The sequence below is a fragment of the Streptomyces sp. NPDC028289 genome (assembly GCF_055565975.1).
In genome coordinates this window covers 525,653-537,333 of sequence record NZ_JBVHTI010000008.1, presented here as the reverse complement: position 1 = coordinate 537,333, position 11,681 = coordinate 525,653, and the positions used below count along the sequence as shown (strand labels likewise).

Below are 11,681 nucleotides of genomic sequence, written 5' to 3'. Positions count from 1 at the left end.
CATGTCGTCGGTCGTCTGCGGCGCCGTCGTGGCTGGTCGCGCCCACGCGGCGGTAGCCGCACATGCATTGCGGCCCCGCGCCCCTTCGGGGCGCTCAGCCGAAGTCCGGTGCGAGTAGTTCGGTGATGCGTCGGGAGGCGCGGCGGGCCTCGGTCGCGGGGTCCGCCCCGTCGAGCACCTTGGTCATGTAGCCCTTGATCGGGTTGTCGGCCTCCACCGCGGGCCAGTCCGGGGTGTGGGGGGTCGCTCGCCCCCGTGCGGCACCCGCCGCCATGGCGGCGACCCCCTCCTCCCCGGCCACCGCGCCCGCCAGCGTGGTCTTGTTGGGCACGTAGTTCATGGTGCGGGCCAGGTCGGTGTCCCACTTGGCGCCGGTCAGCGCACCGACGACGGCCGTCGCGTCATAGGGCCGGTCGGTGTTCTGCGGTACGACGAGGTCCGAGCCGCCGGTGAAGACGGCACCGGGGTGGGCCGCGGTGAGCCCCGGCACCGGGAAGTAGCCGATCTCGTCCTTCAGTTCGGGATTCTCCTGCGCGATGGACTGGGCGAGGCCGGGTACCGCGACGATCTGCGCGACCTGTCCGCCCGCGAACACCTGGGCCTGGGGCGGGTGTTCCTCGTCGGCGTCGACGGGCCCCCTGCCGAGGGCCTGGAGTCGCCGGTAGAAGTCCATCCCGCGCAGCGCGGCCGGGCTGTCGAGGGTGCCCTTCCACTCGGCGTCCGTCTCCCGGGCGAGGTCTCCGCCCTCGTCCCAGATGAACCCGGAGAGGGTGTACCAGTCCTGTCCGGCGAGGTAGATCCCCTGGTCGCCACCCGAGTTGAGCTTCTCGGTGTCGGCCAGCCACTGCTCGCGGGTCTTCGGCGCCGAGGTGATCCCCGCCTTCCGGAACAGGTCCTTGCGGTAGATGACGACCCGGTTGGCGGCGTACCAGGGAATGCCGTACTGGCGGGAGTCGTCCGAGCCGGGCTCGGCGAGGCCGGGCAGCCAGTGCTCCTTGCCCCAGTCGCGCATCGACTCCAGGGTGAGGTCGGTGAGCCGGCCGTCCTCGACGTACTCCGGGACCTGGGTGTTGCCGACCTCGATGACATCGGGCGCGTCGTCGGAATCGCTCTTCAGCGCGGCCTGCACCTTGTCCACGATGCCGGTCCAGTCCTGGATGCGGATGTCCAGGCGGATGTCCTTGTGGGTGCGCTCGAAGTCGGCGGAGAACCGGTGCAGGAAGTCCGCCGAGGCGCTGTTCCGCATCAGCCAGACCGTGACCGTGTGGCGCCCACCCCCTTCGCCCGGCAGGACTCCACAGGCGCTCAGCAGGGCGGCGGACACACAGGCGAGGGCGAGCGGGCGGCGATGTCTCACGGGGGTTCCTGTTCTGTCTGGCGGACAGGCGAAGAGGCCCGACGTGGGGGAACGAGCACCGGGGCTCGTACGGGTGTACGGGATTTTGGTATGGACCAATATGGAGGGTCAAGGGCTGTAGGCATTTCGGAACCGACGCCTCGCGCTCCGCTTCCGGATGCGGCACCGTGGAGTGACGACGAGAGGAGCTTCCCGATGACGAACCACACCTACCGGGTCACCGAGATCGTCGGCACCTCGCACGAGGGCATCGACCAGGCCATCCGCAACGGTGTCGCACGCGCCAACCAGACCCTGCGCAACCTGGACTGGTTCGAGGTCACGCAGGTCAGGGGCCAGATCGAGAACGGTCAGATCGAGCACTACCAGGTGGGCCTGAAGGTGGGCTTCCGCATCGACGAAGAGGGCTGACGCCGTACCGTCAGGTCCGCCCCTCCCCCTCCTGGGCCTGTTCCAGCGCGGCCGAGCGGTCGGCCCAGCGGGCCCGTACGACGGTGAACCCGGCCCGTTCGGCAGCGTCGCACACCAGCTCGTCGTCATCGACCAGGAGGCGGACCGAACGCCCTTCCGCGAGCCGGCGCAGGATCTCCAGCTTGGTGTACCGGGCGGGCCTGCGGTCGGCGTTGCGCCGCATGTGCACGCGCCCCTCCGGCAGCCCGTGGGCGGCGAGCCAGTCGAGCGTGTCACGCCGGCAGCGCTCGGGGCGCCCGGTGAGATAGACGATCTCGCACTCCTCGGCGTTCGCCACGGCCAGCGCGATCCCCTCGGCGATCGGCGGGTCGTGCGGCGCGGCCGCGAAGAACGCGTCCCAGTCCCGGGGCTTGCTCTCCAGGAACCGCTGCCGGTGCGCGGTGTCGGCAAGGGTGTTGTCGATGTCGAACACGGCGATCGGACGGCTGCTGCTCTCTGTCACGCGGCAACCCTAGAACGCGACTCCCCCGGCGGTTCGGCCCGGTGGGAATCCCGTGGCCGCGCGGCTGTTGAACCCTGTGTGAACGCAACCATCGCCCGGACCCGGTTCTCCGTCCTCGACCGCTCCCGCACCCGGGAGGGGCACGCGCCCGGTGAGGCGCTGCGGGACACGGTGGCGCTGGCGCGGGAGGTGGAGGCGCTCGGGTACCACCGCTTCTGGGTGTCGGAGCACCACGGGGTGCCCGGGGTCGCCGGATCGGCACCGACCGTGCTGGCCGCCGCCGTGGCCGCCGCGACCCGGACCATCCGGGTCGGGACCGGCGGCGTCATGCTGCCCAACCACCAGCCGCTGGTCGTGGCCGAGCAGTTCGGCGTGCTGGAGTCGCTCCACCCGGGGCGGATCGACATGGGGCTCGGCCGGTCGGTGGGCTTCACCGACGGCGTGCGCAAAGCGCTGGGACGCGGCAAGGGCGACGCCGAGGACTTCGCGGCGCAGCTCGGCGAGCTGCTCGGCTGGTTCGAGGGGACCTCGCCGACCGGGGTGCGGGCCCGCCCGGCGGAGGGGCTGCGCGTGCCGCCGTTCGTGCTGGCGATGGGCGAGGGCGCGGACATCGCGGCCCGGGCCGGGCTGCCCATGGTCATCGGCGACCTCCGGGGCCGCGAGAAGATGCGGCGCGGGATCGACCGCTACCGCGACCGCTTCCGGCCCTCCCCGTGGGCGGCCGAGCCGTACGTCGTGATCTCCGGAACGGTCGCCGTCGCCGACACCCCCGAGGCGGCACACCGGCTGCTCGTCCCGGAGGCCTGGTCGACGGCGTACTCCCGCACCCACGGTGCGTTCCCGCCGCTGCCCCCGGCCGAGGCCGTCGAGGCCCGGACGATGACCGCGAAGGAACGCGGCTTCTACGAGTCCGGGCTCACCGGGCACATCGCCGGCACCGAGGACCAGGTCGCCCACGAGCTGGAGACGGTCCTGAAGGAAACCGGTGCCGACGAGGTGCTGGTCACCACGAGTACGTACGACCGCACGGCACTGCTGGACTCGTACCGGCGGCTGGCCGGGATCGTCGCCTCCTGACCGGACCGGCCGGAGCGTGGGCCCGGACCGGTCAGACCGTGGCCGGCTTGTCGGAGCGGATCACGATCTCGCCGTTCTCCGCGTCCACCACCGCCCGCTCGCCCGCCACGAGTTGGCCGGAGAGCAGCAGGTCGGCGAGGCGGTCGTCGACCTCGCGCTGGATGGTGCGGCGCAGCGGACGGGCGCCGAAGTCCGGCTCGTGGCCGAGGTTGGCGAGCAACACGGCCGCCGCGTCGGTGACTTCGAGGGTGACGTCCTGGGCGCGCAGCCGGCTCCGGGTGTGCTCCAGGAGCAGGTCGACGATCTCGCGCAGCTGGGTGCGGTCCAGGCCGCGGAAGACGATGATCTCGTCGATGCGGTTGAGGAACTCCGGACGGAAGTGCTGCTGGAGGGCCGGCATGACCGCCTCGCGGACCTTGCTGTAGTCCTCCGTGCCGGCGGCCAGGATGCGGTCGGCGCCGATGTTCGACGTCATGATGACGACGGTGTTCTTGAAGTCGACGGTACGTCCTTGGGCGTCGGTGAGGCGGCCGTCGTCGAGGAGCTGGAGCAGGGTGTTGAAGACGTCCGGGTGCGCCTTCTCCACCTCGTCGAGGAGCAGCACGGCGTACGGCTGCCTGCGCACCGCCTCGGTGAGCTGGCCGGCCTCCTCGTGCCCGACGTATCCGGGCGGGGCGCCGACCAGCCGGGAGACCGTGTGGCGCTCCTGGAACTCGCTCATGTCGAGGCGGATCATGCGGGTCTCGTCGCCGAAGAGGGCGGCGGCCAGGGCGCGGGCCAGTTCGGTCTTGCCGACGCCGGTCGGACCGAGGAAGAGGAAGCTGCCGACGGGGCGGTTGGGGTCGCTCATGCCGGCACGGGCGCGGCGGACCGCGCGGGCGACGGCGGTGATCGCCTCGTCCTGGCCGACGACCCGCTCGTGGAGGTGCTCCTCCAGCTTCATCAGCCGCTCCCGCTCCTCCTCGGTGAGCTGGGCGACCGGGATGCCGGTGGTGCGGGAGACGACCTCGGCGATGTCCTCGGCGGCGACCTTGGGCGCGTGTTCCTCGGCGGTGCCGGCCTGCTCCAGCTCGGCCTCGGTCGCCTTGATGCGGTCGCGGAGCTCCTTGGCCCGCTCGTACTCCTCGTCGGCGACGGCCTGGTCCTTCTCCCGGTTCAGGGCGGCGACCCGGTCCTCGATGTCCCGGGTGTCGGTGGGCGGGGTCTTGGAGCGCAGCCGTACCCGGGCCGCCGCCTGGTCCATCAGGTCGATCGCCTTGTCGGGCAGGAACCGGGAGGTGATGTACCGGTCGGACAGCTCTGCCGCCGCGACCACCGCCTCGTCGGTGATGCGGACCTGGTGGTGGGCCTCGTAGCGGTCGCGCAGGCCGCGCAGGATCTCGATGGTGTCGTCGACGGTGGGCTCGCCGACCAGGATGGGCGCGAACCGGCGTTCCAGGGCCGCGTCCTTCTCGATGTGCTTGCGGTACTCGTCGACGGTGGTCGCGCCGATGAGGTGCAGTTCACCGCGGGCGAGGGCGGGTTTGAGGATGTTGCCCGCGTCGAGGGATCCCTCCCCGCCGCCGCCCGCACCGACGACCGTGTGCAACTCGTCCAGGAACAGCACGAGTTCGTTGCCGTGCTCGCGGACCTCGTCGAGCAGCTTCTTCAGCCGCTCCTCGAACTCGCCCCGGTACTTGGTGCCGGCCACCATCCCGGCCAGGTCCAGGGAGACCAGCCGCTTGCCCTCGAGGGTCTTGGGCACGTCCCCGGCGACGATCCGCTGCGCGATGCCCTCCACGATGGCGGTCTTGCCGACCCCCGGGTCACCGATCAGGACCGGGTTGTTCTTGCTGCGCCGGGAGAGCACCTCGATGGTCTGCTCGACCTCCTCGTCCCGCCCGATCACCGGGTCCAGGCGCCCTGCCCGGGCGTCCTCGGTCAGGTCACGGCCGTACTCGTCGATGGTCGGCGTGGTGCTGGGCTTCCTGCGCTCCGCCGCGCCCTCGGCCGGCATCCTGGTCGGCTCCCAGCCGCTGTCGCCGAGCGCCCGCCCGGCCGCCGACTCCGGGTTCGCGGCGAGTGCGCGCAGCAGGTGCTCGGGGCCGATGTAGGAGGCGCCCTCGGCGCGGGAGATCTGGTAGGCGTCGAGGAGGGCGCGTTTCGCGGCCGGGGTGAGGGCGGTGGGCTCGGTCCTCTCACCGCCGCCGTGCCCCGCGGTGAGCCGCTCCCGTAGCTGGTCGGGGTCGGCGCCCGCCTCGGTGAGCAGCCGCCGGGTGGAGTCGTGGGCGGTGGCGGCGGCCAGCAGATGCCGGGCGTCCAGTTCCTCGCTGCCCTCGACGGCCGCGAGGTCGCGGGCCTGCGCGACCAGTTCCCGGGCCCGTTCGGACAGCAGGCTGCCGATGTCGACGCGCTGCGGCCGGCGGGGCTGGGCACCCGCCCCCGAGCCGCCGAAGAAGCGGGACATCAGCTCGTCGAACTCCTCGAAGGGACTGCGTCCGAATCCGAAACCGGAAGTGCTCATGGGGCCGGGCCTTTCTGCGGACAGCTGTGCGGGGCGGCGCCGCGGGGCGGCTGCGCGAGAGCCTCTCCGGAAGGTTCTGCGATCGGCGGCAATCCGCGTCTTCCAAGCTCGCACAGGCGCGCCGGGCCCGCACGGGGACGGCCGCCGAGATGCGGACGGCGCCCGGGCCGGTGACGCTGGGGGTTGGAAGCCGCAACCAGCGAGGAGGGCTGCCATGTCCATGCTGGACAAGCTCAAGGGGATGCTCAAGGGCCACGAGGACCAGGCCAAACAGGGCGTCCAAAAGGGCGGCGACATGATCGACCAGCGGACCGGGAACAAGTACCAGTCCCAGGTCGACATGGGCCAGAAGCAGGCCGACGACTACATCGAGCGGGAGCGGAGGCAGGGCGACCCTCCGCAGTAGAGAGCTGCCCGGGCTAGGATCGCGGGGTTTGTCCCTGCCCCGCGAGCCGCCCGTCACGAAGTGTCCGTCCGATCCACAGCCCCCACGACCCGTACGTCCGCGTGCGTGGCGCCCGTGAGCACAACCTCAAGGGCGTCGACGTGGACATCCCCCGGGACGTGCTGGCCGTCTTCACGGGCGTGTCCGGCTCGGGGAAGTCGTCCCTGGCGTTCGGCACGGTCTACGCCGAGGCCCAGCGGCGCTACTTCGAGTCGGTCGCGCCGTACGCGCGCCGGCTGATCCACCAGGTCGGGGCGCCGAAGGTCGCCGGGATCAGCGGGCTGCCGCCGGCGGTCTCGCTGCAGCAGCGCCGCTCGGCCCCCACCTCCCGCTCCTCGGTCGGCACGGTCACCAGCCTCTCCAACTCCCTGCGCATGCTGTTCTCGCGCGCCGGGGACTATCCGCCGGGCGCCGAACGGCTCGATTCCGACGCGTTCTCCCCCAACACGGCGGCGGGCGCCTGCCCCGAGTGCCACGGACTGGGCCGGGTGCACCGGACGACCGAGGCGTCGCTCCTCCCCGACCCGTCGCTGTCCATCCGCGAGGGCGCGATCGCCGCCTGGCCGGGCGCCTGGCAGGGCAAGAACCTGCGGGACATCCTGGACGCGCTCGGCCACGACGTCGACCGGCCGTGGCGCGAACTGCCCGCCGAGCAGCGCGAGTGGATCCTCTACACCGACGAGCAGCCGGTGGTCACCGTGCACCCGGTCCGGGACGCCGACCGCATCCAACGCCCGTACCAGGGCACGTACACGAGCGCCCGCCGGTACGTGCTGAAGACCTTCTCCGATTCCAAGAGCCCGACGCTGCGGGCGAGGGCGGAGCGGTTCCTGACCAGTGCGCCCTGTCCGGTGTGCGGCGGCAGCAGGCTGCGGCCGGAGGCCCTCGCCGTGACCTTCGCAGGCCGTACGATCGCGGACCTCGTCGCGCTGCCGCTGACGGAGCTGTCCCAGCTCCTCGGCGAGCAGGGCGGGTGGGAGACCGTGCGGGTCCTCACCGCGGACCTCACCTCCCGCATCGCCCCCGTCGTCGAGCTGGGCCTCGGCTATCTCAGCCTCGACCGGGCCACGCCCACCCTCTCCGCGGGCGAGCTCCAACGCCTGTGCCTGGCCACCCAGTTGCGCTCCGGGCTCTTCGGTGTCGTCTACGTCCTGGACGAGCCGTCGGCCGGGCTGCACCCGGCGGACACCGAGGCGCTGCTGGCGGTGCTGGAGCGGCTGAAGGAGGCCGGGAACTCGGTGTTCGTGGTGGAGCACCACCTCGACGTGGTGCGCGGCGCCGACTGGCTGGTGGACGTGGGTCCTCGGGCCGGCGAGCACGGCGGCGAGGTGCTGCACAGCGGACCGGTGGCGGAGCTGGCCGGGGTCGCGGAGTCCGCCACCGCCCGCTACCTGTTCGCGCGGGATCCCGTCCCGCCACGCCGGCCGCGGCCCGCCCAGGACTGGCTGACGGTCGGCCCGGTGACCCGGCACAACCTGCGCGCGGTCACCGCCGAGTTCCCGCTCGGTGTCCTCACCGCCGTCACCGGGGTGTCCGGCTCCGGCAAGTCGACGCTGATCGGCGAGATCACCGAGGAGCCGGCCGAGGTCGGCCGCCTGGTCTCCGTCGACCAGAAGCCGATCGGCCGCACCCCGCGGTCCAACCTGGCCACCTACACCGGCCTGTTCGACGTCGTACGGAAGGTGTTCGCGGGGACCGAGAAGGCGCGGGAACGTGGTTACGGCGTCGGGCGGTTCTCCTTCAACGTGGCCGGGGGCCGCTGCGAGACCTGTCAGGGCGAGGGTGGCAACTGCTTGTCGGGGAGTGCGTTCGAGGTCGAGTTAGCTCGATGGTGTGATGTACCGGGCGCGGGCTTGCGGTGCCCTGGGCTGATCGGATTAACGTGACCATGCGATCTGGGACACCGGGAACGGAGCCAGCGTGCGGAGCCCCCTCTCCTCCGGAGAGAAGGTTTGGGGCCTCTCCGTCGCCCTCTGTCCGTACCCAATTGGCCAGGTCGTGAGGGAACTGGCCTCCCTGGCTCGGACCACGCACGCGATGCGTGTCGCCGCCCAGGGGTCGAGTGCGCCGGGGACCAGTGCGTCCAAGACCGTTCGGGGCGTGCGGCTGAACAGGACCCACTCCTGCTCAGCCACCAGGAACGGTTCGTCAGTGTGGAGCTGCTGTTCCTGCCGAGCACGACATGACGGTGGTGGCTGGACGCCGCTTGGGTGATCGACCTGGGCCCGGGCGGCGGGGACCGGTGCGGGCGGATCGTCGCGGCGGGCCCGCCGGCCGAGGTCGCCCGGGCCGGGGGCAGCGTCACCGCGCCCTATCTGTCCCGTTGCCTGCCCTGAGGGTCTTCAGGAACGCTTCAGGTTGCCCCGGGACCTTGGGCGCATGCACGGACACCACCCCCGCACCCCCGAAGCCGAGCGCAGCCGCCGCTGGTTCATGAACAAGGCGCTGCTCGCCGGCGGTGTCGCCGCGCTGGCGACCATGACCGGCTGCTCCGACGGCTCGTCGAACGCGTCGAGTTCGCCCTCCGGAGGCCCGAACGGCGGCATGCCCTCGGGCGGCCCCGGCGGCATGGGCCCCGGCCAGACCGAGGTCAAGTACAAGGACTTCACGGGCCTCACCACGGACGGCAGGACCGTCGACGACCTGTACTCGATCCACTCCACCGGCGTCTCCACGGACAAGGTCGTCAAGGCCGCGCAGGCGTTCCTGGACGGTCTCAGCGCGAAGGAGCGCACGTCCTGCACCTTCGATGTGGCCGACGACGAGTGGCTGGCCTGGAGCAACGTCGACGGCTACGAGCGCAAGGGTGTCCGGATGGGCGACATCACGGACAGGAAGCGGGAGCTGGGCTACGCGCTGCTCGGGGCCGCGCTGTCCGCGAAGGGTCTCACCCAGACCCGCAACATCATGAAGCTCAACCAGTTCCTCGGCGACTACAACGGCGGCAACCGGGAGACCCTCACCGAGGGCGCCTACTTCTTCACCTTCATGGGCACCCCGTCGACCGGCAAGCCGTGGGGCTTCCAGTTCGAGGGCCACCATGTCGCCATCAACTACTTCGTCCTCGGCGACCAGGTCGTGATGACGCCGACCTTCATGGGCTCCGAGCCGACCTCGGCCACCTACAAAGGCGAGAAGATCACCCTCTTCAAGCCGGAGACCAGGGCCGGTCTGGCCCTGCTGCACTCCCTCACCCCGGGGCAGCGCGCCAAGGTGATCGACTCCAAGGTGAGCAAGTCCGGCACGGACATGAAGGCGGGCGCCGGCTCCGACAACCTCAAGCTCGCCTACCAGGGCCTGCCCGGCTCCGAGCTCACCTCGGCACAGCAGGACAAGCTCCTCGACCTGGTCCGGGTGTACGTCGGCTACATGGACGACGGGCACGCGGGGGTGAAGATGAAGGAGGTCGAGAAGTACCTGGACAAGACCTACTTCTACTGGCTGGGCGAGACCAAGGACACCTCGGCCTTCTACTACCGGGTGCACAGCCCGGTCGTGCTCATCGAGTACGACGCCCAGTCCCCGCTCGCCTACGGCACGAAGACCGGCACCGGCGGCGGCCGGCCCTCAGGACAGCCCTCGGGCCGGCCCACCGGCCAGATGACCGGCCGGCCCACCGGCGGTATGCCCTCCGGCGGGCCGGGCGGCGGCGGTGGCATGGGCGGCCCGAACGGCACGCCCACCCAGCAGCACATCCACACCGTCATCCGCACGCCCAACGGCGGCGACTACGGTGTCGACCTGCTCAGGCTCCACTTGGAGACCGACCACTGAGAGGCCCGCTCGGGGCTCACCAGAGCCGCGTGCGTCCAGGCCGGCTCGTGGGTCACCGGCTGGGCGGCGCGGGCGAGGGTACGACGGTCCGGGTGGCTGCCGGCCGCTATCAGCGGCCGTACGTCCACCTCGGCCACCAGGCCGCGGGTCGACACCACTCGCCAGAGGGAGGCCAGCAGCGTGTCCGCGCCGACATAGGCGGGCACGGTGCTGGCCGCTCCCGCTTCCAGCCGGTAGTGCAGCCGCACCGGCTGCACGGGCGCGCCGGCGTCCAGCGCGGCCTGGAAGACGGCCCGCCGGAACCGCCCCTGGGCCCGGCCGCACCAGGTGCTGCCCTCCGGGAAGGCGACCACCGCGGCGCCCTCCCGCAGCGCCCCCGCTATCCGGCCGACCGTGTCCGGCAGGGCGCGCAGCCGGTCCCGGTCGATGAACAGCGCCCCGGCCCCGGCCACGAGCGCGCCGGCCACCGGCCATTCGCGGATCTCCTTCTTGGCGAGCATCCGCGCCGGCCGCACGGCGGCCAGCAGCGGGATGTCCATCCAGGAGATGTGGTTGGCGACGAGCAGCACCCCGCCGTTGCCCGGAGCGCTCCCGGTGATCCGGACCTGGACCCCGGCCGCCCGGACGAGCGTCCGGGAGAACCGCCGCACCCACTCGGTGGGTATCCGCCCGCCGAGCGGCAGCAGCGCTACGGCCACGAGCATCAGAGTCACGACTGCGGCGAACCGCAGCACGGCCCGGGGCAGGGTCGTGAGGGATCCCGCACGCTCCACGCACGCGCCCGGGGTGCAGGGCGCGCTGGGCAGCCAGACGCTCATCAGGCCGGGACGAGCGAGAGGAAGTGCCGCAGATAGCGCGCGTTGACGCGGCGCATCGACAGCAGCACGTACATGTCGGCGACCCCGAAGTCCGGGTCGTGCGCGGGCTCCCCGCACACCCAGGCGCCGAGGCGGAGGTAACCGCGCAGCAGGGCGGGCAGCTCGGTACGTCCTTCGGGGGCCGGCACGCCGGGTACCCAGGGGTTCAGCGGCCGCACCCGGAACTCCTCCGGCGCGAGGTGCTTGGCCTGGACCTTGTCCCAGGTGGCGGCGGCGAGGGTGCCGCCGTCGGCGAGCGGGACGGAGCAGCAGCCGGCCAGCCACTCGTGTCCGCGGTCGACCATGTACCGGGCTATGCCGGCCCAGATCAGGCCGATGACGGCACCGTCGCGGTGGGCGGGGTGCACGCAGGAGCGGCCGACCTCGACCAGGCCGGAGCGGATGGGGGCGAGCGTGCTCAGGTCGAACTCGCCCTCGGAGTACAGGCGGCCGGCGACCGCGGCGCGCTCCGGCGGCAGCAGCCGGTAGGTGCCGACGACCTCGCCGGTGAGGGCCTCGCGGATGAGGAGGTGGTCGCAGTACGCGTCGAAGGCGTCCACGTCCAGTCCCGGCTCCGGCCCGTCGAGCCGGGCGCCCATCTCTCCGGCGAACACCTGGTAGCGCAGCCGCTGTGCGGCCCGGACGTCGTCCTCGTCACGGGCGAGCTGCACCAGGTAGCCGGAATCCCCGGCTGGGGCGGCGAGAGCGGGGGGTGAGGCGGGCATGGCGGTCATGGAGGTCTCCTGCGCCGAGCG

At 72.1% G+C, this 11,681-nt stretch carries 9 protein-coding genes and 1 pseudogene; 5 read left to right on the top strand and 5 right to left on the bottom strand.

Annotation, left to right across the window (positions count from 1 at the left end):
- Positions 1 to 94: 94 nt before the first annotated feature.
- A complete protein-coding gene (locus ACZ4UV_RS38955; RefSeq protein ID WP_451017391.1) occupies positions 95 to 1,357 on the bottom strand; it encodes an extracellular solute-binding protein in 1,263 nt (420 codons plus the stop codon).
- 195 nt (positions 1,358 to 1,552) lie between these two features.
- Here ACZ4UV_RS38955 and ACZ4UV_RS38950 point away from each other — a divergent pair, with 195 nt between their 5' ends.
- Positions 1,553 to 1,768: a dodecin gene (locus tag ACZ4UV_RS38950; protein WP_293996087.1), complete on the top strand. Its 216-nt coding sequence runs from the start codon at positions 1,553 to 1,555 to the stop codon at positions 1,766 to 1,768.
- A 10-nt stretch (positions 1,769 to 1,778) separates the two neighbouring features.
- Here the strand turns inward: ACZ4UV_RS38950 and ACZ4UV_RS38945 are convergent, their stop codons facing one another.
- The gene (locus tag ACZ4UV_RS38945) at positions 1,779 to 2,270 is read right to left on the bottom strand and encodes a phosphatase domain-containing protein (RefSeq protein ID WP_467844563.1); all 492 of its coding nucleotides are present in this window, start codon (positions 2,268 to 2,270) and stop codon (positions 1,779 to 1,781) included.
- A gap of 78 nt (positions 2,271 to 2,348) precedes the next feature.
- On the opposite strand from ACZ4UV_RS38945, the gene ACZ4UV_RS38940 reads away from it, so the two are divergent.
- On the top strand, positions 2,349 to 3,347 hold the full coding sequence (locus tag ACZ4UV_RS38940) for an LLM class flavin-dependent oxidoreductase (protein WP_451017389.1): 999 nt from the start codon (positions 2,349 to 2,351) through the stop codon (positions 3,345 to 3,347).
- A gap of 31 nt (positions 3,348 to 3,378) precedes the next feature.
- On the opposite strand, the gene ACZ4UV_RS38935 is transcribed toward ACZ4UV_RS38940, so the two are convergent.
- Positions 3,379 to 5,850 (bottom strand): ATP-dependent Clp protease ATP-binding subunit, encoded by a 2,472-nt coding sequence (locus ACZ4UV_RS38935; protein WP_467844561.1) that lies wholly within the window; start codon positions 5,848 to 5,850, stop codon positions 3,379 to 3,381.
- A gap of 214 nt (positions 5,851 to 6,064) precedes the next feature.
- Here ACZ4UV_RS38935 and ACZ4UV_RS38930 point away from each other — a divergent pair, with 214 nt between their 5' ends.
- The 3 genes and pseudogenes from ACZ4UV_RS38930 to ACZ4UV_RS38920 all read left to right on the top strand — a co-directional run bounded on the left by ACZ4UV_RS38930 (position 6,065) and on the right by ACZ4UV_RS38920 (position 10,069).
- Positions 6,065 to 6,256, top strand: coding sequence for an antitoxin (locus ACZ4UV_RS38930; RefSeq protein ID WP_390041443.1), 192 nt, complete (start codon positions 6,065 to 6,067; stop codon positions 6,254 to 6,256).
- Positions 6,257 to 6,327: 71 nt separating this feature from the next.
- Positions 6,328 to 8,631 (top strand): annotated as a pseudogene (locus ACZ4UV_RS38925) (excinuclease ABC subunit UvrA).
- A gap of 43 nt (positions 8,632 to 8,674) precedes the next feature.
- On the top strand, positions 8,675 to 10,069 hold the full coding sequence (locus tag ACZ4UV_RS38920; RefSeq protein WP_467844560.1) for a DUF3500 domain-containing protein: 1,395 nt from the start codon (positions 8,675 to 8,677) through the stop codon (positions 10,067 to 10,069).
- On the opposite strand, the gene ACZ4UV_RS38915 is transcribed toward ACZ4UV_RS38920, so the two are convergent.
- Together ACZ4UV_RS38915 and ACZ4UV_RS38910 are read right to left on the bottom strand one after the other, a co-directional pair.
- Entirely contained in the window at positions 10,024 to 10,887 is an 864-nt protein-coding gene (locus ACZ4UV_RS38915) for a lysophospholipid acyltransferase family protein (RefSeq protein WP_451017386.1), read from the bottom strand. The two genes, ACZ4UV_RS38920 and ACZ4UV_RS38915, sit on opposite strands and share 46 nt — an antisense overlap.
- Positions 10,887 to 11,660 carry a GNAT family N-acetyltransferase gene (locus tag ACZ4UV_RS38910; protein WP_451017385.1) on the bottom strand — a complete coding sequence of 258 codons (774 nt, stop codon included), beginning with the start codon at positions 11,658 to 11,660 and terminating at the stop codon, positions 10,887 to 10,889. The genes ACZ4UV_RS38915 and ACZ4UV_RS38910 overlap by 1 nt, the downstream gene beginning before the upstream one ends.
- Positions 11,661 to 11,681: the final 21 nt, after the last annotated feature.

What these genes read in the sequence shown, in the direction of transcription:
- ACZ4UV_RS38950 (WP_293996087.1), top strand. Translation starts at nt 1,553, where the DNA reads ATGACGAACCACACCTACCGGGTCACCGAGATCGTCGGCACCTCGCAC.
- ACZ4UV_RS38935 (WP_467844561.1), bottom strand. Translation starts at nt 5,850, where the DNA reads ATGAGCACTTCCGGTTTCGGATTCGGACGCAGTCCCTTCGAGGAGTTC.
- ACZ4UV_RS38930 (WP_390041443.1), top strand. Translation starts at nt 6,065, where the DNA reads ATGTCCATGCTGGACAAGCTCAAGGGGATGCTCAAGGGCCACGAGGAC.
- ACZ4UV_RS38920 (WP_467844560.1), top strand. Translation starts at nt 8,675, where the DNA reads ATGCACGGACACCACCCCCGCACCCCCGAAGCCGAGCGCAGCCGCCGC.
- ACZ4UV_RS38915 (WP_451017386.1), bottom strand. Translation starts at nt 10,887, where the DNA reads ATGAGCGTCTGGCTGCCCAGCGCGCCCTGCACCCCGGGCGCGTGCGTG.
- ACZ4UV_RS38910 (WP_451017385.1), bottom strand. Translation starts at nt 11,660, where the DNA reads ATGACCGCCATGCCCGCCTCACCCCCCGCTCTCGCCGCCCCAGCCGGG.